Origin of the sequence: Acidaminococcus fermentans DSM 20731 (assembly GCF_000025305.1) — a bacterium.
GTDB classification, from domain to species: Bacteria; Bacillota; Negativicutes; order Acidaminococcales; family Acidaminococcaceae; genus Acidaminococcus; species Acidaminococcus fermentans.
Window position 1 is genome coordinate 1,256,837 of sequence record NC_013740.1, and the last position, 22,659, is coordinate 1,279,495.

The 22,659-nt window shown below is 44.5% G+C and carries 21 protein-coding genes; 6 read left to right on the top strand and 15 right to left on the bottom strand.

From position 1 onward, the window contains the following. Positions 1 to 101 precede the first annotated feature (101 nt). From ACFER_RS05800 to ACFER_RS05830, 7 genes are all read right to left on the bottom strand, one after another. Positions 102 to 2,090, bottom strand: coding sequence for a DNA polymerase (locus ACFER_RS05800; protein ID WP_012938487.1), 1,989 nt, complete (start codon positions 2,088 to 2,090; stop codon positions 102 to 104). 60 nt (positions 2,091 to 2,150) lie between these two features. Next, positions 2,151 to 2,330 carry a hypothetical protein gene (locus ACFER_RS05805; protein WP_012938488.1) on the bottom strand — a complete coding sequence of 60 codons (180 nt, stop codon included), beginning with the start codon at positions 2,328 to 2,330 and terminating at the stop codon, positions 2,151 to 2,153. Positions 2,331 to 2,343: 13 nt separating this feature from the next. Further along, complete coding sequence (locus ACFER_RS05810) at positions 2,344 to 2,799, bottom strand: DUF2815 family protein (RefSeq protein ID WP_012938489.1); 456 nt, start codon at positions 2,797 to 2,799, stop codon at positions 2,344 to 2,346. A 15-nt stretch (positions 2,800 to 2,814) separates the two neighbouring features. Then, entirely contained in the window at positions 2,815 to 3,963 is a 1,149-nt protein-coding gene (locus ACFER_RS05815) for a DUF2800 domain-containing protein (protein ID WP_012938490.1), read from the bottom strand. Then, a complete protein-coding gene (locus tag ACFER_RS05820; RefSeq protein ID WP_012938491.1) occupies positions 3,953 to 4,264 on the bottom strand; it encodes a hypothetical protein in 312 nt (103 codons plus the stop codon). The genes ACFER_RS05815 and ACFER_RS05820 overlap by 11 nt, the downstream gene beginning before the upstream one ends. Continuing rightward, the gene (locus ACFER_RS05825; RefSeq protein WP_012938492.1) at positions 4,230 to 4,415 is read right to left on the bottom strand and encodes a hypothetical protein; all 186 of its coding nucleotides are present in this window, start codon (positions 4,413 to 4,415) and stop codon (positions 4,230 to 4,232) included. The genes ACFER_RS05820 and ACFER_RS05825 overlap by 35 nt, the downstream gene beginning before the upstream one ends. 129 nt (positions 4,416 to 4,544) lie before the next feature. After that, positions 4,545 to 5,120 carry an RNA polymerase sigma factor gene (locus ACFER_RS05830; RefSeq protein ID WP_012938493.1) on the bottom strand — a complete coding sequence of 192 codons (576 nt, stop codon included), beginning with the start codon at positions 5,118 to 5,120 and terminating at the stop codon, positions 4,545 to 4,547. A 380-nt stretch (positions 5,121 to 5,500) separates the two neighbouring features. Here ACFER_RS05830 and ACFER_RS05835 point away from each other — a divergent pair, with 380 nt between their 5' ends. From ACFER_RS05835 to ACFER_RS05845, 4 genes are read left to right on the top strand one after another with little or no spacing between them, the layout of a single operon-like run. Continuing rightward, positions 5,501 to 6,427 carry an ABC-three component system protein gene (locus ACFER_RS05835; RefSeq protein ID WP_012938494.1) on the top strand — a complete coding sequence of 309 codons (927 nt, stop codon included), beginning with the start codon at positions 5,501 to 5,503 and terminating at the stop codon, positions 6,425 to 6,427. Continuing rightward, positions 6,420 to 6,881 carry an ABC-three component system middle component 2 gene (locus ACFER_RS05840; RefSeq protein WP_012938495.1) on the top strand — a complete coding sequence of 154 codons (462 nt, stop codon included), beginning with the start codon at positions 6,420 to 6,422 and terminating at the stop codon, positions 6,879 to 6,881. The genes ACFER_RS05835 and ACFER_RS05840 overlap by 8 nt, the downstream gene beginning before the upstream one ends. Then, a complete protein-coding gene (locus ACFER_RS11800) occupies positions 6,874 to 7,239 on the top strand; it encodes an AAA family ATPase (RefSeq protein WP_227898294.1) in 366 nt (121 codons plus the stop codon). Before ACFER_RS05840 ends, ACFER_RS11800 begins: the two co-directional genes overlap by 8 nt. A gap of 32 nt (positions 7,240 to 7,271) precedes the next feature. Beyond that, entirely contained in the window at positions 7,272 to 8,702 is a 1,431-nt protein-coding gene (locus tag ACFER_RS05845) for an AAA family ATPase (RefSeq protein WP_227898293.1), read from the top strand. 344 nt (positions 8,703 to 9,046) lie between these two features. On the opposite strand, the gene ACFER_RS05850 is transcribed toward ACFER_RS05845, so the two are convergent. Next, positions 9,047 to 9,358, bottom strand: a complete 312-nt coding sequence (locus ACFER_RS05850) for a hypothetical protein (RefSeq protein ID WP_012938496.1) — start codon at positions 9,356 to 9,358, stop codon at positions 9,047 to 9,049. Between the two features lie 471 nt (positions 9,359 to 9,829). On the opposite strand from ACFER_RS05850, the gene ACFER_RS11675 reads away from it, so the two are divergent. Together ACFER_RS11675 and ACFER_RS11280 are read left to right on the top strand one after the other, a co-directional pair. Further along, on the top strand, positions 9,830 to 10,159 hold the full coding sequence (locus ACFER_RS11675; RefSeq protein ID WP_222831703.1) for a hypothetical protein: 330 nt from the start codon (positions 9,830 to 9,832) through the stop codon (positions 10,157 to 10,159). 126 nt (positions 10,160 to 10,285) lie between these two features. Next, positions 10,286 to 10,654, top strand: a complete 369-nt coding sequence (locus tag ACFER_RS11280; RefSeq protein ID WP_081443263.1) for a hypothetical protein — start codon at positions 10,286 to 10,288, stop codon at positions 10,652 to 10,654. 46 nt (positions 10,655 to 10,700) lie between these two features. On the opposite strand, the gene ACFER_RS05860 is transcribed toward ACFER_RS11280, so the two are convergent. The 7 genes from ACFER_RS05860 to ACFER_RS05895 all read right to left on the bottom strand — a co-directional run bounded on the left by ACFER_RS05860 (position 10,701) and on the right by ACFER_RS05895 (position 22,267). Further along, positions 10,701 to 11,513: a DUF6630 family protein gene (locus tag ACFER_RS05860; RefSeq protein WP_012938498.1), complete on the bottom strand. Its 813-nt coding sequence runs from the start codon at positions 11,511 to 11,513 to the stop codon at positions 10,701 to 10,703. Positions 11,514 to 11,644: 131 nt separating this feature from the next. Beyond that, on the bottom strand, positions 11,645 to 12,805 hold the full coding sequence (locus tag ACFER_RS10855; protein WP_012938499.1) for a hypothetical protein: 1,161 nt from the start codon (positions 12,803 to 12,805) through the stop codon (positions 11,645 to 11,647). A gap of 502 nt (positions 12,806 to 13,307) precedes the next feature. Then, positions 13,308 to 13,727 (bottom strand): hypothetical protein, encoded by a 420-nt coding sequence (locus ACFER_RS05875; RefSeq protein ID WP_012938501.1) that lies wholly within the window; start codon positions 13,725 to 13,727, stop codon positions 13,308 to 13,310. 227 nt (positions 13,728 to 13,954) lie between these two features. Continuing rightward, positions 13,955 to 14,359 (bottom strand): hypothetical protein, encoded by a 405-nt coding sequence (locus tag ACFER_RS05880; RefSeq protein WP_012938502.1) that lies wholly within the window; start codon positions 14,357 to 14,359, stop codon positions 13,955 to 13,957. An 83-nt stretch (positions 14,360 to 14,442) separates the two neighbouring features. After that, positions 14,443 to 15,081, bottom strand: a complete 639-nt coding sequence (locus tag ACFER_RS05885) for a DUF1266 domain-containing protein (protein ID WP_012938503.1) — start codon at positions 15,079 to 15,081, stop codon at positions 14,443 to 14,445. Between the two features lie 235 nt (positions 15,082 to 15,316). Further along, entirely contained in the window at positions 15,317 to 15,976 is a 660-nt protein-coding gene (locus ACFER_RS05890) for an MIP/aquaporin family protein (protein ID WP_012938504.1), read from the bottom strand. Between the two features lie 87 nt (positions 15,977 to 16,063). Next, on the bottom strand, positions 16,064 to 22,267 hold the full coding sequence (locus ACFER_RS05895) for an ESPR-type extended signal peptide-containing protein (RefSeq protein ID WP_012938505.1): 6,204 nt from the start codon (positions 22,265 to 22,267) through the stop codon (positions 16,064 to 16,066). Between the last annotated feature and the right edge of the window lie 392 nt (positions 22,268 to 22,659).

A 22,659-nucleotide genomic window follows, 5' to 3' on the forward strand; every position in this document is an offset into this window, starting at 1 on the left:
GCCGGAGCCGGTTGGTGAAGGTAGCCGCCACCAGAGAAGAGTACTTTTTTATTTGAATAATAGAAATGGGTATGTGATTCGCTCGCATACCCATTTATTTTTTAGTCCTTCTGATAAAACTCACATGCATACCCATCTGCCCGAAGCACCAACCCTTCCGCCCAGGGAGGTGTCCGTCCCATCTCTTCACAGATAGCATCGACGCTGGTGTCTTTGGGACACTCGATAATCAGTTCATCATGGACATGGCCGACGATGGCACAGCATCGCAACGTCTGCATGGCATAACAGAGAATGTCCCGGCTGATGCCCTGGACGATGTTTTCCACGAACTTTGGTCCGTAGCTTTCCAGCTGTTCCCATTTCTTGGTGGCTCCAATGCCTTCATAGGTGACGGATTCCCCGCCGAAGCGGTTCTCGCCTATCCGGGGCTTTACGTAAGAAAGTCTCCGCCCGCTGGGCAATTCGATGAACAGCATCCCGCTCTGGCAAAAAAAGCGAATGTTATTCACCCAGACGGGGATTCTCTGTTTGATGGTGGTCTTCACCGCCCCATCTACCTGCCACCAGAAATCTACGATGTGGGGATTGGCTGACCGCCAGGACTGAACCAGGTTCCCCAGCTCCTCTTCCGGGATTCCCATATCCAGAGCTCCCATAGCCTTCAAAGCACCAACAGACCCGCCATAGCCACAGGCCAATTCTGCGATTTTCCCTTTCTGGCGGAGATTCCCATTGATGCCATGTTTCACAACAGGCACCCCAAACATCTGACTGGCCGTTGAACAGTAGATATCCTTCCCGGCTGCAAAATCCTCGGACTTCCACCTTTCCCCCGCCAACCAGGAAATGACCCTTGCCTCGATGGCTGAGAAGTCCGAAACCACAAATTTCATCCCAGCCCGAGGCACAAAAGCCGTCCGGATCAGCTGGGACAACACGTCGGGGATAGAATCGTAGAGAAGGTCCAGGGCTTCGTAGTTTCCCTGACGCACCAACTCCCGGGCCTCGGATAAGTCCGGCAGATGGTTCTGGGGAAGATTTTGCAATTGGATATGCCGGCCGGCAAACCGTCCGGTCCTATTGGCCCCATAAAACTGGAACATACCTCTGGCTCGTCCATCCTTACAAGCCGTCATTTCCATGGCCTGATATTTCTTCACCGAGGACTTGGCCAGTTTCTGTCGGAGCAACAGGACGCTGCGCAAAGGCTCCTGGGCGGTTTTCAATAGTTCCTGGACATTCTTCTTTCCCAGGGAATCCGTCTTTAATCCATGCTGTTCCAACCAGTCCAACATCTGGATGACAGAATTGGGGTTCTCCAGACCAGTCCGTTCCTTCAGGGCTGCCATTAGGCTCTCCCGGCTTTTGGCATCCAGGGCCACCGCTTGTTTGGCCAGTTCCAGATCAATGGCGATACCCCGATCGTTGATTTCTTGGTCCAGATGGTATTCCTCCCACACCTGTTTCGGCACTGGGTACTTTTGCAATCGCTGTTGAATGGCCATTTCCACTTCCACGTCCCGTTTGTTGTAAGATTTGAACAGGTTCCATTTGTCCAGGGCATGTTGAGGGAGATTTCTGGTCCGGCCGCCGTTGGCCTTGGTTTCCTTGCAGGGGATGCAGAAATACCGGATCAGCTCCCGCCCTTCCTTCATCTTCTGGTTGTCCAGATTCAGCACGGCCCCCACTCCCTCCAAAGAAAGGGGCAGCCCCAGATAGGCGGACCAGACCATGGAACACTTCCATCCGGCCGGATTCAGGAACCGGGCACATTTCTTGGATAGGGGATGCTGGTCATGAAAGGGGTCCAAGCTCCTTCCCAGGTCAGTGAGGTGCCGGGACAAACACACCCGTTCGAAGTTGGCATTGAAGGCCCATTTGGTAACGGTGTCATCGGTCAGGGCATCCAGGATTTCTTCCGGGATGGATTCTCCCTGGGCCAGATCGACGACCTGCACGGGTCCTCCATCCACTGCATACCCGAAAAGAAGGATTTCAAAGGCGGGAGACTCGGCATACTTATAGACACCGCATTTGGCCAGGTTCACATCGCTGTATGTTTCGATATCAATACTGAGAGTTTTCATAAACTTCACCTCGAGAAAAGCGGCGAGGCATAAAGCCCCGCCGCCACCATTTTCCGTTCTTTATTTCAGGAAAGATTCCATTTGTTTACGGTGATACTCTTCTTCCCGATGCCAGGCGATTTCTTCATCACGCTGGTCTTTCTTGATGTCGGTGTAAGTCAGTGCCAGAATGAATCCAAAAATACCCAGTGCAACAAGGCAATACAGAGCTTCCAGAATCAGTTTCAGTGTCGTTTCCATAATTTATCCTCCCTTAAGCCAGGAAATCATCATCGTCTGCGGAAGCAAAGTCATCCTCTGCCCGGGGCTTGCCTCCCAGAGGTTCCCCGTCCCGGATCTTCTGCAGGTTGTTCAGGCCGCAGGCAATCCCCTTATTCCCGTTGCTGTTGAAAGCATAGAAGTTGATGGAGGCCCGGCCATACACCCCGGAATACACTTCGGGGCGTTCCAGGATCTGCTGGCAGTCGGCGTCCACGATTCCGGGCTTCGTGGCAGAGTTGGCGTTGATGAAGAAACTGCCTTTGTAGGCATCATCTCCAGGGCGTTCCAGGTCCCCGTCCCGCAGCGGGGTCTTGATGGCTTCCAGGGCTGGCACCACACGGCCGTTCCCCTTCAGTTTCTCTTCCCCTTCTTGGTAGGCGGCCTTGATGGCAGCCCGGACCTTTTGGCATAACTCCAGCGGGTGCTTGCCCCGGTAATCACTTTGCACGGATTCACATAATTCTTAGACATTCTCGTTTTCTCCTTCATTTTCCTTAGAAAAATCATCAGCCGCTGTATGCATGGACGGCCGTTTGTCTGTTTCCGGTACCAGGACCGGTTTGCCCTGGGGCTTTTCAATAAGGTCCGTCAACAGTTCATCGAACCGGCGTTTCCCCAGCAGTTTGGTAAGGGCCGTAATCCCCAGGAGTTTCTTCTCATAGGGAGAATACCCGGCTTCTTCCACCTTGGCGGCTACGGCTTCTTCGTTCACGTACCGCCGGTTGGACCGACCTTCCACCACTTTCCATCCAGCCCAGTTCTTGCCGGAAAGAGCCTGCTGCAGGGCATATTCCTTCACGTCCCCAGCCCAGGTCACCAGTTCATCGGCTTTGGCCAGGATGGCTTCCACTTCGGTATCTTCCAGGGTGGAAGGCATGGCAAAGTCATATTTGGCCAGTTCCAGGTTGTACTCCGCCCGTTTCCGGCAGGTAGCCCTGATCTTGCAGAACCGGCAGTGGTCACCGGCCTTGTACTCCCCTTCTCCCCCGGATGCCAGTTCCGCCGTAGGCTTCAGCACCGTTTCAGCCCATTGGAGCAGCTCCTCCTTGGACAGGGTGCAGGTGCTGACGTTTTCCCGCCTTGGCTGGAAGATGGTCATGGAGACTTTCTGGATATCGTAGATCCCGTCAAAAAGTTCCAGGGCCCCCAGGGCGTAACACATCATCTGGGGATTTTTCTCCGCTTCCACCAGGACTCCCAGCCCATGCTTGTAGTCGATGACGGAAAGGGTATCGTCCGCCACAATAAGGCAGTCTCCCGTGCCGAATCCTTCCGGCACCCACCGTGAAAAGTCCAGGCGCTGTTCCACCAGGACCAGGGGATCCTTGCAGGTCGTTTTGGCAGCGGCCAGGGTTTCCAGTACAAACTGGGCATAGGCATCGGTGCATTCAGCCATTTCCTCATCGAAATACGTCAGGGACTTGGTGGGATCTTTCCCTTTCTGTCCCAGGGCCTTCTTCATCTTGTATTCGCAAAGGGCATGGGCTTCCGTCCCCTGTTTGGCAAAGTCGCTCTGTACATCCGGCAGTCTGGCGCATTCTATAGCTGAGGGCGGGCAGGCCAGCCAGCGGTAGCTGGACGAAGCGGAAAGGACCGCATGGTTACCCGGCATGGCCCATCACCTCCAGGTCCTTCAAGAAAGCATCATACTTTTCCGGATCCAGACTGGACAGCTTGTCCGCCCTGTAATGGTGGATCAGGTTCCGGACTTCTTCCGTGAACCCCTGCCGGGACTTGTCCGCCGCCACTTTCCTCACTTCTTCCAGTGTCAGCGTTCTGGGAACGGGTTCTTTCTTCGGGGATTCCGGAGCCGGTGCTTTTTCTTCGGACCGCAGGGCTTCCGCAATCTTCAGAAGGGCTTTTCCACAGGTTTCCAGCTCAGCGGATAATTTGACCAACGTTTCCTTTGTCATAATGTTTGACTCCTTTCGCTTTTCTCTCTTGTCTCAGGATCATGATGTGCCGGGCCGCACGTTCTGCCGTGTCACTGATTTTCATCAGCACTCTGGCCAGTTCCCGGTCCAAAGCCTGACTCCGCTCTTGAAGCGCTTGTGCATTCTCCATGGCTTGTCCTCCTTTCTGAAGGTTTCTTGTTTTTCCCCCCTTCACCATTAACAGGACAAGTTCACCTAGTTTAAGTACCGATTTTAGAAAAATCCGGCCAGAAATTTTCCAGCCGGATGTGCCAAACCTTTACCGATAGTCATTCATCTGCTCGCGAAGCTGTTCCAAGAGCTTATGCTTTCTTTTATTTACCCCTTTCTGAGAAAGGCCCACCTCACGGCCAATGTCCACTTCACTGATTCCGTTGCTAGCCATGTTCAGGATGGTCCGGTCCACTTCTTCCAACTTGGCCAGCTCCTCACGCAAGACTTTCAGAAGTTCCTCTTTCACCAAAATCTCGTCCAAACTATCCTGCCCAGTTTCATCCATAAATCCGTATTCCGTTTCACACAGCTGCTCAAAGGAAACAGGCGTATCCCAACCCTGGACGGAGGGATCATACCGGTGTTCCTCTTGGGCTTTTTCCCGTTTCTTCCGTTTTTCGGCCAGCCGCTGCTGCCGTTTATCTTCCCTCCATATTGGCCGCATATAGGCCTCATATTGTTCTTTGGTAGCCGGTATGAGGATAGCACGGACTAGCCGATTTCCAATTTTCAACCACTGCTGTGGCGCGTTTTCAAATTCCTTCGTAATAATGGTCCCCTCCTTCACTTCCAAGGGAATGTAGTACTGCTGTTTGACACTGCTTTTCGCTTGATTGGCCATGTGCGGACTCCTTCGCAAAATGCGAAGCGAAGATCCACACAGGCAGCCTGTTGTAATCGGTCATAGGTGCTCCTCGCTCCGTATGGCCAACCATCCCAGTAGGCTGGTGCTAAATTATCCGTCTGTCCCATCGCTCTGGGCACTCCCGCGTCCGATAGTGAACTTTGGGACAGAAATTTTTCCACAAAGATCCGTAATTTTTTTTGTATTTATCGAGAGTATGATAAAATATAGGTAAATTGTGATATTTTCCTTGGGATTCAAATATTTGTTTCTTGGATCTGCCTTCAGTCTACCAAATTGCTTGTTTTGAAAATCGGACTGGACGGACAGATTCGGACAGATTCGGACAGACCTATCTTCCGAAGGGGGTGCACTAATTGAAATTTTCAGATTTCGCCAATGGCTTATACCCTTTTTGTTCGGGACGCTTGAAAAAAGAACAATATTTCAATGAATTAATTGGAAATTTTATTCAAGATTCCGCTTTGGATTCATGCCCTGTTCTTGGGAAAAAACGTGACACAAAATATCGATATATACAAGGTAAACGTAACTTTACCCCTAGTGATGCCAAATACATATATGATTATCGCGACAAAAAAAAGTTCTCGGCCTGGATTGCACATCAGGATGACGAATTTAATTCATATGACGGTATAAAAAAATGGTTGGAAAGTAATGGTATAAATGATGAGTATGTAGATGACGCCTGTGCAGACTTATTTGAAGAAATCATATTGGCACTTACCGACAACACCTCATCAAACGATGTTTCACAACTAAAAGTTGATTTGTCAGTAATTAATGATATAGAGGAAAAAATAAAGTGCCTCCCTCGGCCGATCTCTGTACCGGTTCCAAAGAAAGCAACTGAAAATGAAAAACAGTATATTGAAGAATTATTCAGGGCCTATGGTGATGCAGAAAATCTTCCGATGTTTTCTGCAACTGATCTAGACAAATACCCAGATTATTTCGAGGACCTTAATGATCGTCGGATTGATTTCTATGCTGCTGTTTCTATCCAAAGAGGTGTTTTAGAGCTGCACGGTAAAAATCTCGCTAACCAGTTCGATGTCCTTAAAGAGGAAGTCCTAGATGGAGTAAAAGATACTGTCCGAAAATCCCACCCTAATGGGTACGAACGAATGCTTTCCGTAATGGAACTTGCCGTAGCATTGCCAGTTCCAAACTACCTTTTAAGTTCGTCCCCATTCTGGATTAGCGGAAAAATCAAAAAAGGTGTGTGTCACCATCTTGTAAACGACCATAAAATAAGGTGGATAAAGGAAAAGCATGAATAATACAAAAGCAATTAGCTCAACATTTGAAATGGCTTTACGCATCTTACTTTTATTAAGTAGAGTTAGAAGTCATACTTTAAACATAATGCAAATATGCGAAATAGACTTTATTGCTGTATATGCTGCAGATTTCGGATTATTGGATGAAAATTTACATGGATACGGGGAATATAGATTCAGTGAATTTCTAGCAAGAAAATCTGTTGTATGGGAAGCAGTAAAGGACTTAGTGATCGAACGGCTTCTAGATTTTAAGTTATCCAAAAAGGGGTATCTTTTTAAAATAAATGCTGTAGGTCTTAATTTTGCTGATGGAATTACCGCGCCATACGCTGAAGAATATAGGTTGGCTGTTGAAACCGTTATTAACGCATACAAACTTTCAGAATCACGTATGCTAAAAGAAATCAATCAATACACACTCCGTTCTTTACAGGAGGATTCCCATGAATAGATTTTATTTTAAAAAATTAATTGTATCTGGCGGAGGGCATAAGAGTTCTTCTATCGATTTTATTCGAGGATTTAACCTTATCATTGGTCCTTCCAATACAGGAAAAAGTTTTATAATGGCTTGCTTGGATTATGCTTTAGGAGCAATGCCTAAAGCAAATCACCCTTCAAAAGTCATTGATGCCAACGAAGGTTATGAATTTGTTACATTAGAAATTAAAACAGCAAATGGTGACGTCACATTAAAAAGAAAAATTGGAGAAAATAAAATAGAGGTGACAAGCTCAGATACTGCAGTTGAATCTGGGTGTTATAGTGTTAAATCGAATACAAAGAAAAACATAAATTCGTTTTTTTAGCACTTTTAGGGGTTAATTCTGACCATAATATTTTGTCTTCTGAAGCCGGAGATACTCAAAAATTATCTTGGCGGACGATGCTTCATTTTTTCTTTATCTGTCAATCAGATATCGCTCGGGAGACTTCACCTTTTATAACTCCAGGTTGGCCTGCTTCAACTCCTTCAAAAGCAACTCTACTTTTTTTACTAACTGGCAAGGACGCTAATAATCTGCAAAAGCCAGAAGATCCTGAAATAAGTAAAGCAAAAAAGAAAGCTCTTATCTCGTACATTAGAGATAAACTCGATAATTTAAGTTCCAGACAAGAAAGCCTAGAAAAAATTGCCTCACAGTATGAGGATATGAACATAACCGATGCTGTTAATGACCTAAAGAAGGAAATGCTAAATGTTCAAAAACAGATTAATACAGCTGTAGTTAAAGGACATTCCATTATGTCAAAAATTTATGACTTAAATGGAAAGCTCGCTGAATGTGAAACTGTTATTCACAGTTTTTCAATTCTTCATCAACAGTATCAATCTGATATTAATAGATTAGAGTTTATAATTGACGGTGGCTTAGCTACTCAAAAACTCGCTCATGTAGCACACTGCCCCTTCTGCAATTCTGATATAACAAAAACTCCTAATACAAAATATATAGAAGCATCTTCAGCTGAACTGGAAAAAATCAAATCACATCTTAAAGGCTTATACACAGCAAACCAAAGTGTTGAAAAGAAGAAGCAAAGCATACAAACACATATCAAGGTGCTAGAGGATGAAAAAAATAATATTGATGTACTGATCTCCAATGAACTGTCGCCGCGGCTTTCAGAGTTCCAAAAAGAGTTAGAAGACAAAATGCATCTTATACAAGTGTTTAGTGAACTAGAATTCTTACGTCAAACTGAATCACAATACCGAAAGGAGTTATTCGACAAGGAAAATGAGGAAGATCCGGTATCTGTTAAACACAAAATAGCGGATTATTTTGATTATGACCTTGTACATGGCTTTGAAGAAACATTAATAAAATTTTTGAGTGCATCAAAAGTTAGTGGTGCTACTACCGCTCGCCTCAATATGAAGAACTTTGATATTGAAATAAATAATAAAGGTAAAGCATCTATAATGGGTGGCGGATATTGTGCGCTTTTTAATACAATCACAACATACGCAATGAGCGAATACATTATTAGTAAAAATGGCTACGCTCCTGATTTCTTTATAACGGACTCTTCTCTGACCCAACTTTCTGAACCTGAGCAGGTCAAAGATATAGAAACTATCAAACATAATTTTATCCGATACCTCATTGATAATGCTTTAAAACGTCAAGTGATTATGATTGAGCAAAAAGAACGTATGCCTTTTATTCCTTCTGAAAATCCTAAGAAAGGTATCCATGTAATTGAATTTACTGGAAGCAAAAATGTAGGACGATATGGATTTTTGAATGATGTATTCAGTTTCTAATATGACATTCATATTGTTTTGATAAAATAATTTTAGGCATGAACAAACACGGCAGTAACGATAAAAAGCTATCGTTACTGCCGTGTTCATATTCATTGGCCGCTGGCGTCTCCTTCAAGCTAAAATCCACACAATTTTTGAGCAAAAAAAAATCGGCCCCTTGCCGACCTGGCCGGGAACCCCGCTACATGTTGACTTTTCAGCTATGCGCACCGTTCATAATGTTGTATTCCATCGAACACTTGTTGCTCGCAGAGCAGCACGACTTTGATACAATGTAACGATTACTTCGATTTTGCACACCCCTGCATGCTATCCTAAAATATAAGTATTACGTTAATTCCTTATCCATATTTCATAAACAGCACGCCTGCAATCCATAAAATAATAATTACGGCATTCCAAAACCACAGATGATTATCCGATACATATCCTTCAGGACAGATAAACCGCTCCTCCACAAATTCACGTCCGCTGATGGTATTATTAACCTTTTCCAAACGAAATAAACTCCATGTATCGGTCTTCACTTCATACTCCAGCACATACACAGCTCCCGCCTCCACAACAACTTTCGGCAGCTTTTCCACCGTGTAATGGAACCAGCAAAATGCACTAGGCCCGGACCGTACAGGCCAATCCGCACGAACCTCCATGCGGTGTACTCCGGGGGGCACATATATTGCGCGTTTCCATGGCCACCTATAAAGAAACGATTTTGCCTTCTTCCCATCCACAGTAAGAATCTATACGGAAGAAGCACAATTAAATCCCTGCCATGATTTTGTCCGCAGCCGGATGATGGCACTGCTTTTATGAGAGGACGCCAGTTTTTCTCGCTTATGCACCTGATACCGCCAAGCAAAGAAAATAATTCCAAAACTTATGGCGAGGGTGGATACCACAAAGGCAATCCAGAAAATCTGATACGCATACATGGCTGACTCCTTCTTCTCTTGTATCCTTTGATATATTTTTGTCCATTGGGCGGCGCAACGATGCCATTCTGCAGTCCATCCCCGACGGAGAAAAGATAAATAGATCTTTCTATAACCTTACGGAATCAAATTACTGTATAATTAAAATAAGTAACTGCTAAAATAGATTTTTCAAACGAGGTGCTGCCTATGCATACTTTCCTGCAATTGGCCTTATCTTCTCTATTCACTGTATGTATCCTTCTGCTTTCGGGATGTTCGTTTTTATTGACTACGGAACAAGGAGATCCCTATACACCCGCCGATGTCGTTTCCATGGTAGAAAAAGAATTTGCTGCCCTTCAACCCCACCTTGTCATCCAATCTACAGCAGTGGAGAAAGAAAAACCCTTCCAGCGCAATCTCTACCACCTGTACGACCAAGCCCATGACATCTTTTTCACCTGCACAGCCAATGTACGGCGCCCTACACTGCCATTCCCGGGAGGTCAGCGTACCACCAATGCATTGTTCAATTAGGCTGCAGCCTATAGCCACTATATCAATGCCAACATCATCCCCAGCGAAGCTACCCGAAACATCCGTCTAACCACGGAGGCTGAAGCCCAGGAACTGCAGACCTCCAAATTGACGAGAACGGTAGGGATGGGGGATAAAATACCTCTGTTTCAGGCCAATCATTTCGTTTTTGTCAATGCTGATACAACAGGAGAGGATGCCGCGAACCTATGTAAACAAATATATCATCTCTACCGCCCCCATAATGATGATGCCCTTTTACGCACATTGGGATTACGGAACATTGCCTTTTATTATCTGCCTTCCGGCCAGGAGGATTTAAAAAAAGCCGTTTACCTCATGACCTTCCGCATCAATAGAGAAGGACATAAGGAATGGAACAAAGTCTTGAAAGATAATATAAATTGTCCTCTGGACATAACAGATGCAAACACCCAGGAAAGGGAATTAGCGAACCATTTTCAACATCTCATCTGTCAAGCTGCAGCAAAATAAAGGCAGAAAGAGAATGGCAAAACGAAAAAATGTCACAACCTCTTTTTCACATTTCTTCCGCAGCAGCTATCCGATGCAAAAGGCCCCTTGCCAATTCTTTTGCCTTATGAAAGGCCCCTTTTTCAAGAACAATTAACACATATCCGTCACTGCCCATATCCATAGCCGCTAAAATATAATCGGTCCATTGGGCATTAAGTATTTTACTCCATCTCGGAATGTCTTCATTCTCATCCATTACGGTTTCATTAATTTCAAGATCTAAATCTGCACTCAATTTCTTTACGGCATGAAGGAAAATATCTTTTCCACTTTTCCAATCAAGGTTTGCTGCCTTTCCCCTAAATAATAGATCTTCACAAAGTTTACCCCATGCGGTTTCGACATCCTCCATATTTTCCAGCTTTACCCTTTTTAGAAATGTCTCAGTATGTTTGGAATCCTCTATCAGCAGCTCCGATAATTGAGCAAATGAATTCTTGATCTTCTCGCTATCATTCTCCAAAACTTCTATGTATTTTTCTTTTTCCGGCAGTACCGAATCCTTCACAAAGGATCTCATGATCTGTACTGTCTCATCGTAGCTCAAATCAGCGGCACAGTATCTTTTGCCAAAGATTTCCATATATAAATTCACCAAATCCTTACCTTCTCCGACAACAGCCTTCATAGAAGTACAGCCTCTCACTGCATACGGCGGACATATCTCTGTATACATGATATATCCATCCCGCATATTCTTTAGTGAATTGTTAATGCTATCAATATGAAAACCGTTACGGTTATAATTTGAATTTTTCATATGCCATTCTTCATAGATATTAAAAATCGTTTTTTGAATCCAATTGTAAATGCTCATGATAAAACCTCCTCCCCCACGCCCGTTCAGATCCTGATTGATATGCAGCGCCTTTAAAAGGCTACCATTCTTTTTCCAGTCTTTGCCAATTCTACGAGGCTAGCTGTAGAATTGGCAGTATCTACTATTCCTTAGGATCCAAGCAAAACGTAGTAACAGGGGATCCCCTCTAATGGGTCGCTCTTTTCCAATCCTTCAAAAAAGTCATGGTCTCCCAGATTTTTTTCTGCCATCTGATTATGGATTTTCATTAGCAGTTCTTCATTTGTAAAGTATTTTCCATTATCAGCAAAAAGAAGTGCGGCAATATCGGTCTGGAACAATCCATCTATTTTGCATTTTTCCTCTAATGTCGAAATGTCCGTAACATATTCATTGGCAAGCAACGCTTCCTTTCCAATAATAAAAGCTTCAAAAATAATATATATTTTCTCCGCCTCGACAGCCATTTCTCCGGGATGCCAATTCTTATGATTATCCTCTATGTATTCCATCACATCGTGAGAAAAAGTATTTGTCGAAACATATATTATTTCATTGAACATCCAATACACATTTTTCAATACTTCCTTTGGTACGCTCTCAAAAGAGGCAATTTTTTTCCAGTTACCGGTATCCGGAACGATCTTTCTGTTTATATAGCCCTGTATAGCATGCAGCACCTGTTCTTTCGTCTGCTCTTTTTGTTCATAAATAACACTGCCGTTATTTTCCCTCCTGCTTACTTCTATAGTAAACAGGTTTCCTTTTTCATGAGCAGTCTGCATGAAAAGGCTATCCATTACTTCAAACGGCGGCGATATAATCAAATACTGGATCTTATCATCCTGTAAAAGCTCCATTCCCTGTTTCACATCCGCAAAGGTAATCCCCCGTGTCATTTTCAAATCTGTTTCCATGCGCCATTGATGAGACAGCTTCCCCGCGGCCCTTCTGACCAAGTGCTTTCTGCATCCAACAAAAACTGCAATCATAGGAATCGACACCGTTGCGATTAAGGGAAGAAGAGCAGGCAGGCTGACTATGATAGCTCCTATGCGCTTAGCCCGTGTTCCGCTATGTTCAAAGTTGCTGTTCACCAGATCAGTTATGCGGTTGAAACCGGGTATAATTTCCGGATACTGGAATGCCACCCAAATGAGGAAGCCTACAACTACTATCTCTATAGCGCCCCATAAAATTACCATCTGCACCGCTGCCTGATGACAGACTGTTTTCTTCTCGTCCATGGACAGCTCATCCATTTCAGAAATTCCCCGGCTCCATTTTTTCACTCGTTCTTCTTCTGTCATAGCGGCCTCCGATATGTAGTAACCCTAATCCCGTAGCTTTTGGTTTCTTTTTTCAACCTCTCCATCAATTTATCGATTCTCTTCGACTTTCCAAAAAAGACTGTCATTGTCTTACCCCGTTTTCGTTCTATATACATGGTGTACCTTAGACCGGATCCCATTCTTCTGCCAAAATAGCCGATGAATCTGATGCTTTGTATTGTGTTCATAGGAATCACTCTCTTGCCGAAAAACAGGGCCGAATGAATATAAAAATTGCCCCGGGCTATATGATAAGGTGCCCAAAACGCTCCGCCGCTGCGATGAACTGCATATACTCTGCGTAGAAAAAGAACAAGTGCAAACAGAGACAATAAGGATCAATAGGGAGCGGCTTACATAGTCATTCCAAGCAAATTCCATTCCTGTCAAAAGATATTCCGCCAATTTGCCCCCCTTCTCAAAGGTGGTCAAGATTCACATGCACCGCACATTCTCTCCATTTTTCCCGCAAGCTCAAATTTTAATCCCATGTTTCTTTAGAAATTTGAATGTGATACTTTTGAGCATCCTCTTCCAACTTCTCTAACAGCCTATCATTTCTTTTAGATTTCCCAAATATAACACTACCAGTAGGTTTGCCGTTTTTCCTTTCAATATTCAAAATATATATTTTACCGCCTCTTCCGTGAGCACAATGTACTTCTATACGCTTTATCTCGTTTAGCGGAATGTTTCTTTGCCTTAAATAAAGGGCATTATGAATGCAAAACTCCCCCTTATAAATACGATATGGCGAAAAAAAACTTCCTTGACTGTGATAGGCGGCTGTCAACCTGCGCACAAATACAAACGTTATAATTGAAATATTTGCAAACACTGCATATCTGAAAATTGCTATATCCCAAAGAAGCTTGAGACCATCAAAAAAATGTTCAATCACTCGTTAAACGCTCCTTGCTTTACATATAATTCAGTTTTCTTCTGCAAATTGATTTCTTCTATTTCTCGTTTTGCTAAAAAAATTAAAAAGAAAAGAGGCCGATAATCATTTTACGTAGATTCTAGATTTGATTTCCTCATCTTTAAGATTGACATTGGTTTTCAGTATTCATTATCAACACCTACTTTACGATTACCCAATTTAAATTAATTTCTTTCCTGTAAACTTTATCCCCATTTCAGTGAATAAAGCGCTCCAAACAAGATGAATAACCCGACCGCTATAATGGCAATATGCGCCAAAATCAGAAATGTCATCCCTGTTTTTCCCCACCAGGTTTTGCGATGAGCGTCAAAAAAGTCCCATAAGATAAAATAAGACAACAACACAATCCCTACAATAGACCCTACCCATAAAAAAGGAAGGAAGCCCAGGTGTGGATAGTCTGCTCCCCACCCTAGCGGTAGAGATTCCAGAATGAAATACGTTGTAATTTCAGTTCCTGCTAAGACAGCGTTTATTACATAGAGTATTTTATCCTGGACCTGTCTGTCCCAAATGATGATGATCAAATTCAGTAGCAAAAGAATGCTCATCGCATACAGACAGCTATTTTGACTATCTTCTATCATATATGCTTTCCCCCCATTAGACTATTAGCCGGCTAATAGTTCAGGCATACGAATTTATATCCGTAGACAGTTAATTTGATCAATCAAAAAAAGTTTTCCACGTCTTCCCACTGATATCTTGTCCACGGGCTATCTTTTTCTTGCAAAAGTTTATTTGATGCTCTGGAAATTATCTTTTTTCCAATGGCATGATTAATGACATCGCCAGCAACAAATTCTTTTGAAAATTCCTCCCATGAATTCACTGAATCACGCTCTACGATTTCCTGAATAAGCTGTTTGCATTCCTCCCGATACTCTTCCAAAGAAGCATATCTTAAATCAACTGCAGTAGTGATCTGATAAAGTAGAATCGAACTGATGAACACGCTTTTCTCATCGAACTCTTGAAATTCCAACACGGACCTGGCAAAGCTTTCCCTGTCCCGGATATCAAAATCTCTTTCAAGTACCATTCTAGCTGCATTTTTATCATCATCCGAAAGGGCGAAAAATTTAAACAAACGGATGGAATCCCCTGGAATTAAGATTTCTCTCATTGGGCAGCTGAATGCCAACGCCAATTTTTCAAGGCTCAACGGTGCAGAATAAATTCTTTCCCTTTCTGCATTTTGTTTATCTTCCTCTTTTTTCCTTTTCTCTTCTTCCCGCCTTATTTCTTCTTTGGCTTCTTCTAACCCTTCACTAATTGCTTGTTTTATTTCTTTTATGAATGTAAACATCTATGTCTCCTTCTGATGATTCTGCCCATAAGAACATTCACTATAAAATTCCATGATTACTTCAATCAGTAATATTTTTTCTCTATATTTTTACTACTAAGAGTTGTTTTCTGTATCCATTCTAAGCCATTCTCATTCAGTCGTTTAAATTAGAAACAGTGGGAGAATATGGATATGCCCATCCATAAAGTCTCACTATTTTTATTACATAAGCAATGGTATATCTACAAATTTTTTATTTTGAAATAAATTTATACACATATGCTGCTAAAGCTCCACCAATGAACGGGCCTGCCACGAACACCCATACGCAAGATAAAGCGGCTGGATCTCCACACAAGATAGCCGGGCCAAAGCTCCGTGCAGGATTTACAGAAGTTCCTGTAAAATAAATGCCCAATAAATGGACTAATGTCAACGATAACCCGATGACCAATCCAGCAACTACATTATTTTCAACGTTTGAAGTAACACCCAGCACCGCTAAAACAAAGACAAAAGTCAGAATGACTTCTACGGTTAAAGATGCCCCAACATCATTTAAGTAGAGCCCATTAGAGCCTAAATTCCCTTTCGTACCAATCAACGCAAAAAGGACTGCGGCCCCGATAATAGCCCCTAAAAACTGAGCAATTACATATCCGATAAAGTCTCGTCCACTCATCCTCCCTGAAAGAAATACACCAAGAGATACTGCTGGATTTACATGGCAGCCAGAAACATTACCAATGGAATAGGCCATTGCCACAATAGAAAGGCCAAAGGCAAAAGCCGTTGCAAAATACGCAGGCATGAACATTCCATTCAAGACTTTAGCCCCCGAGACAGCCGCTGTGCCACAAGCAAACACGACCAAGACAAACGTACCAATGAACTCTGAAATGTACTTTTTCATAGGGTTCCCTCCCAAATACAATTGAATAGAGAATTGGGGCAACGAAATCAAGCATTGCCCCAATTTCATAACTTATCCTACATGCCTTTATGATTTCTGGATATGCGATCCATACACATCCCGGAAATCACCTCTGTTTTTATCTTCCTTATCATTGATACGGACACGTTCTACCTTATGACGGTCATTATCCTTACCAGAAATACGATCCACACGGAACCGGTCAATATTTTGAACTTTGACCAGTTCAGGTCCAAATTCATCCACCGACCGGGCCATATTTCCATCAGAAGGTGCCCCATTCTGTAAAGCCCGGTAGATGATCGCAGCATACTCATAGCGAGTCATAGAACGATCTCCCTTAAATTCTCCGTCCGGATATCCCTCCAAGTAGCCTTTTTCGGCCAATGTCTTCACATATTGGTAAGCCCAGTGGTTCTCTGGTACATCAGGGAAGTTCATGCTGTGCGTAGACGCAGGGATCGCCTTGGCAGGCTGGCCTGATTCATAAGCGGCTAATTTTTTCGTGAGTGTTTCGATTTGGTTTTTCATGGCCAGCATGTCCTTGGCCATGGACACTCTAGAGCGAGAGATATGGTTCTTTTGTCCAAATTTCCAACTGACTCCTACATTCACCATATTTTCGCCTCCGCTAAAGGAACCGCCCACACTGAACATCGTATCTTCGTTAGGACGATAATACGCTCCGATAGCGACTGCATGAGCATCTTTATAATTCCCATACCCTGCAGCAAAATCCCATTTGTCATCTGGATCGAAATCCAAAGGATGCAATCCTGCCAGAGCTGCGGCACCTGCCCCAACACGGTTCACCCGATCTCCCAATCGGCTGATCCGATTTTCCGCACGATACAGCTGGCTTCCATTTACGGCATCCGTACTGGTCGATGAAATATCTCCAGGAGCTACGTTAGTGATCTTATTTCCACCATTATTCAACCCATCTTTATTGAGCGTAACATCCTGACCTGCGGAACCGTTTTGGATTGTCACCCCTCCTGTGGTTATGGTGGTGTCTCCAACGTTGACAGTGCTGGCATTTACCGTCGTGATATTCCCAGTGTCTGCTGTAACAGTCTTCGTGGTAACCGAATCCAGTCCTTTCAAATCCTTTGAAAGCCGCACTTTCAGGTTATCACTGCCATCAGATACCACTCCGATATTGTCTTCCATTGACAGTTGAGAAGAATCCTTAATGCCCCCAACGACATTTACTTGCCCATTGAGTTTTTTACTGATTACATTCCCTACGTCACCGCCATACTTCATTCCATCGTTCATAGTGGCGACCGTCTGGGTATTCCCATTGTGATCTTCATAGACGATCCGATCAATACCATCTGTGCCATTATAGCCATCCGTGCCGTCTACTCCATTCACACCTTTTACAACATGGATGTCAGCAGAAGCACCATCCTTGCCATTGATGCCAATATGACCATCGGTACCATTGGTTCCGTCTTTGCCTATAGAAGAAATGGTAACCCCATCTTTGCCATCAGCACCTTTTACACCGATAGCCCCATTGATGCCATCAGCGCCGTCTTTGCCCTGGCCGCCTACGGTAACCGTATCTGCTTTCAGATTCTTGTCCAATCCAATGACCAGATCTCCATTTGCATCCACTACAGTCTTGATGTTGGAAGCATCATATTCTGCGTCTGCTTTCGTCCCATTCCCTTTGATGGTCATGGTGCTGTTCAGTTTTTTGGCCACAGATCCTGTATTCCCCGCAAACTTCAGTCCATCATCTAATGTGGCAACTTCATGGGTGACATGCCCATCATCTTCGTAAACAATACGGGTCATACCATTGGCACCATTGGAACCATCCACGCCGTCCTGACCCTTCGCGGATTTCATGGTAAGCCCATCTTTCCCGTCTTTTCCATTCATTCCGATAGAGCCATCTTTCCCATTGATGGTAACAGCTGAGCCATCTTTGCCCGCTACACCGATGGAACCGTCTATACCATTTTCGCCTTTTTCACCCAGATTCAGATTGTCATTGACATTGACCTTGTAGGGATCTTCCGTTGTGCCTGTGCCTGTAACTGTGGTATTTTTTCCGTCTACCAGTTTGGTGGCATTCTTGGCTATTTCATCTTTCAGCTGGCTGACATTCACCGCATCCGTCTCAGCAGTGCCAGCAGCCACATTGTGGATCTGGTTGCCGCCATTATCCAGCCCCTTTTCTGTCAAAGAAACTGGAGAAGTCCCTGGTGCCGGATTTTTCGGTTTGATCGTAATACCGCCAGCACCAATCGTTGTCTCATTCCCATATTTATCCGTAATGGTCGTGCCGCTTCCCTGGGTCACGGTCTTATTTCCGTTCGTATCGGCGGTAGTTACACTGGTTACATTCAAATCATCGTTCAGGACCACTTTCATCGTTCCGTTTTCCACTTTCGTAGAAATATTTTTGCCGTCCCCGGTAACTTCAATATCCTCTCCCAGAGATTTGTGGACGATATTCCCATCCTGATCCTTTAATCCGAACCCTTTTTCCGTTAAATCAGCAGACTGTTTCGTCAACTGACTGACGTTGACAGCATCTGTATCTGCTGTACCAGCAGCTACGTTGGTAATTTTCGTGCCGTTGGCATTGATTCCTTCCTTGGTCACAGATGGTCCGCCAGTTATGGTCATGCCCTGATTATTGATGGTGGTATCTCCAGCCTTTACCGTCTCAGCATTTACGATTTTCGATGTAATACTGTTCAGCCCAGTCACATCTTTTGCCAGTTTCACATTCATCGTATTATTGGCAGGATCAGCGACCACCCCAATATTATGATCACTTAAATTGCTGCTGTCAGCACCGCCCAAAAGGGACATGGCCTGGTCGGAACCGCGATGGAGCACATTGACATCTGCTTCTGAAGTATTGCCAATGGTCGAATTATCTCCAGCAAACCGCAGAGGCCGGGTCATGGTGTAAAGCTGGCTTCCGTTCACAGCATCCGTACTCTTTGCACTGACCAGACCAGCCGCAACGTTCTGGATGCGCCGTTCTTTCCCTACGGAGCCCACCGTTACAATACCAGCAGGGGTCCCCCCAGCATATTGATAGGTTCCATTGCTGCTATAAGCATCCTTCCCTTTCGTAGTGGCTCCCGATACAACATAAGCAGAGTTACTGCCCAGATAGACGGAATTCCCCAAAGTGGCCGTTACATGGCTGCCCAAGATCTGGGTGTTGGACAAATCCGTATTCTGAGTCGTGGCATCAACGGTATTCTGGTTCCCCACGATTTGGATATCTGTCAGATTCATGTTTTTCTGGTTTTTTGACCGGATGGTGTTTTCCGAACCAGTAATAGTAATATCAGACACACTGCCCGCATCGCCTGCTGTACTTGTATCCGGATCTCCGGTCACCATATTCTGATTGCCCGTTACAAAGATATTACCAAAAGCTTTCGGGTTGGCAGAATTATTGGAAAGGGATTCCATTTTCAGCACGTTTTGATTCCCGACAATACGATTGCTGTCCCCTTCCATCCGGTTTTCATTCCCAAAGATCCCAGAATTCGAAGCACTTACATCAGCAGCTGTACCTGTTGCAGCCGTACTGTTCTGGCTGCCCAAAACATATGTATTTGCTCCCGTGACCCTGTTTTTAGTGCCGATCGCCCCGGAAGAAACACCTTCTGCCTGTGCATTCGTACCCACTGCGAGAGCATTTTCTGCCAGTGCCTGAGCCGTATCACCAATAGCGGAAGCACTTTTGCTGTTGCTCTTGGCATCGCTGCCGATGGCGATGGCTTTGTCATCAGAAACGCCAGCAGAATAGCCAATGGCCACAGCTTTATCTACACTGCTTCCACCATTTTTTATAGAGGAGGTTGCCAAAGACCCTATTGCCAGAGAATGATTTCCGGCTGCCTGAGCGCCAGCCCCGATTGCCGTGTTATATTGATAACCGCTGATGGCTAACGTCTGTTTCAGGCTGCCCGGGTTAGCCGGATCTTCATAACCGGCTCCCACTGTGATACTGCCAAGGCTCTGTGCTTCCGTATTATTCCCCAGGGCAACACTCCTGTCACCTAAAGCTTTGGCGCTCACGCCAGCTGCCATAGAGTCTTCCCCGGTGGCCAAATCGTTATCATAATTATTCAGATTGGCAGATTTTACAGAGTAGTAATGTGTTTTTGCCGTATCGACGATCTCATTGACCTGAGCGACATTCGCAGCATCAGTCCCCAGTGTCCCTGCAGCGACATTATGGATTTTCGTTCCCTTATTGTCATGATTGCGAAGGGTAATACTGTCTCCCTCTCCAGAAGTGACCGTATCATAATATACCCCACTTGCCGTTGCAGAAGAAACATTCGCATTGACCTGAGCTACCGTAGCGTCTATTGATTTTTTGAGCTGTGCCACAGTGACGGCATCCTGATCCAGTGCCCCGTCAGCAACGTTGGTGATGCGGCGCAAAGCCGATGCACTGCCGACTGAAACAGCCGTCTTAGGGGCCGCTTGGCCCGTCAGATATCCGGTTCCACTGATCATTGCGGCATTCGCTACGGAATCATTGCCGATGGCAACATTGCCTTCTGAAGCTTTTGCCCCCTGCCCCAAAGCCACACTGGCTGCATCTGCTGCCTGGGCGTTAAACCCAACTGCCGTAGATCCATTTCCATTCGCTTGGGCCTGATAGCCTACGGCTACAGCGTCATCGGCAGCCTTTGTCTCACTGCCCAATGCTGTAGATTGGATCCGAGAAACAGCCGCATCATTTTTGTTCGCATGATAGCCGATAGAAACATTTTTCCCTTCCGATGTGTTTCCGCCAGCCCCGATGTTAGTTCCAGCTTCAGAACCAATGGCTACATTATGGTCGCTTTTGACATCATTTCCCGTTTTATAGCCAATTGCAATATTTTGCTGTCCGTCAATATTGTTGCCGGCACCATCGCCAATGACCACATGGGATCCTTTGGCCCCTAATACATCCCCTACCATACCTACCCCTGCATTCGGGCCAAGTACGACAGACCGGACGGCATTGGCACTGGCATCTTTACCCAAAACCACAGAAGCACTGCTCCCAGCAGCGGCTCCGTTCCCAATAGCTACGGCATCTGCCCCACTGGCCTGCGCACTCTTCCCCATAGCCAGGGCATCTGCTCCACTGGCTGCTGCCTCCGTTCCAACCGCAATGCTGGCAGCTCCAGAAGCAGCCGCACTTTTACCTAGCGCCATTGCCTCTTCTGCCTCAGCCTTTGCGCTGTCTCCCATTGCTACAGCACTATGACTGTTTTTCGTCACAGCAGCGCTGTTGCCCATCGCAATTGCATGATTCGAAGCGACCGTGCTGGCCTTCGTTCCAATTGCCATACTGTTATTGTTGAGCTGAGCGTTTGTCCCGTCATTATAGACCGTCGCTCCATCCCCCAGGGCAATCGAAGAATTTCCCCGAGCATTGGCTGCATCGCCGATGGATATGCTGGATTTGCCTCCGCCTGTAACCACAGTGGAGCTATCACCATCAGACGTCATACCGTTGAAAGATCCGCTGACAGCTTTTCGGCCAATGGCAATACTGTTTTCAGCAAATGAAGCAGAACGAGCAGCATCGCCCAGGGCTACAGAATCTTTGCCATTCGCTTTTGCACTGACACCGATGGCAACAGCATCTTTACCCGCAGCTGCAGCGTCCTCTCCTGTGGAATTGGCGCGGAAATACTTCATTCCCGGTTTTGTTTTATCCAATCCCAAAGCAGAATTCACATTTTTTAGCTCTGTAATATCGGCTGTATTATTGTTGATTTTTCCTGTATTAGTCGTAATTGCATTTTTATTTGCTGTAATATCCGTCTTGTTTTGCTGGATTTCATTGGCATTCTGGTTAATCCCAGCCTTATTGTTAGCAATCTCTGTGCTGTTATCCGCAATTTTGTCAGTATTGGCAGCAATAGCTGTTTGGTTATTTTGTACATCTGTTTTAACTGCATCCACTTCTGCACTGGTTGCGACCCCATCAGTGGATATTGTGATTGTCTTTGTTGTGTCGTCTTTAGTTACAGAGATGTTAGTTCCGGCATTCAAAATATCACCGTCATGAACAACTTCTGCGTTAACATAATGCACACTTCCAAATACGAACATAGCTGTTAATACGGTGCTAGTCAGTGCCTTCCCAGATTTAACAATCGATCTTAATAAAGAATTTCCCGATGTTTTTCCGCCATTTTTTGCTAATTCTGAAACAACCTGGTACTGCCCTTTTGCGCGATTGAATATAACCTTGTAAACCCTATTCAATCTAATCGCCTCCTTTTGAAAAAATATTCATTTATGCAGCAAAATCATAGAAGTAATTTTGTCATTTCATAAATTTGTTTTGCCTTATTCTATCATTCTTATTTCTACTTAACAATATATTTTTCTATATTTTTATAAACTTTTATGTATAGTCATATATCTATATATTGACATATTTTGTTTTATTTAGTGTATTCCCTACTATATATAGTGGTTTTTGTTTATTAATTACAAAGCTATTTAAAATATGTCCTACTGTAAATGTACGAAAATCCATAATTATATTTTATCTATATAATTATGGATTTTCTGCTGCTATGAGTTTATGTTTTTGATAGTTTATTCTATTTATGCATATTTATTCATTTTAAATAGTGCTCTGAAAATACGCT

Excerpts from the sequence above, each read along its gene's own strand:
- ACFER_RS05800 (WP_012938487.1), bottom strand. The coding sequence starts at position 2,090 with ATGAAAACTCTCAGTATTGATATCGAAACATACAGCGATGTGAACCTG.
- ACFER_RS05805 (WP_012938488.1), bottom strand. The coding sequence starts at position 2,330 with ATGGAAACGACACTGAAACTGATTCTGGAAGCTCTGTATTGCCTTGTT.
- ACFER_RS05815 (WP_012938490.1), bottom strand. The coding sequence starts at position 3,963 with ATGCCGGGTAACCATGCGGTCCTTTCCGCTTCGTCCAGCTACCGCTGG.
- ACFER_RS05820 (WP_012938491.1), bottom strand. The coding sequence starts at position 4,264 with ATGACAAAGGAAACGTTGGTCAAATTATCCGCTGAGCTGGAAACCTGT.
- ACFER_RS05825 (WP_012938492.1), bottom strand. The coding sequence starts at position 4,415 with ATGGAGAATGCACAAGCGCTTCAAGAGCGGAGTCAGGCTTTGGACCGG.
- ACFER_RS05830 (WP_012938493.1), bottom strand. The coding sequence starts at position 5,120 with ATGGCCAATCAAGCGAAAAGCAGTGTCAAACAGCAGTACTACATTCCC.
- ACFER_RS05840 (WP_012938495.1), top strand. The coding sequence starts at position 6,420 with ATGAATAATACAAAAGCAATTAGCTCAACATTTGAAATGGCTTTACGC.
- ACFER_RS11800 (WP_227898294.1), top strand. The coding sequence starts at position 6,874 with ATGAATAGATTTTATTTTAAAAAATTAATTGTATCTGGCGGAGGGCAT.
- ACFER_RS05850 (WP_012938496.1), bottom strand. The coding sequence starts at position 9,358 with ATGGAGGTTCGTGCGGATTGGCCTGTACGGTCCGGGCCTAGTGCATTT.
- ACFER_RS11675 (WP_222831703.1), top strand. The coding sequence starts at position 9,830 with ATGCATACTTTCCTGCAATTGGCCTTATCTTCTCTATTCACTGTATGT.
- ACFER_RS11280 (WP_081443263.1), top strand. The coding sequence starts at position 10,286 with ATGGGGGATAAAATACCTCTGTTTCAGGCCAATCATTTCGTTTTTGTC.
- ACFER_RS05860 (WP_012938498.1), bottom strand. The coding sequence starts at position 11,513 with ATGAGCATTTACAATTGGATTCAAAAAACGATTTTTAATATCTATGAA.
- ACFER_RS10855 (WP_012938499.1), bottom strand. The coding sequence starts at position 12,805 with ATGACAGAAGAAGAACGAGTGAAAAAATGGAGCCGGGGAATTTCTGAA.
- ACFER_RS05880 (WP_012938502.1), bottom strand. The coding sequence starts at position 14,359 with ATGATAGAAGATAGTCAAAATAGCTGTCTGTATGCGATGAGCATTCTT.
- ACFER_RS05885 (WP_012938503.1), bottom strand. The coding sequence starts at position 15,081 with ATGTTTACATTCATAAAAGAAATAAAACAAGCAATTAGTGAAGGGTTA.
- ACFER_RS05890 (WP_012938504.1), bottom strand. The coding sequence starts at position 15,976 with ATGAAAAAGTACATTTCAGAGTTCATTGGTACGTTTGTCTTGGTCGTG.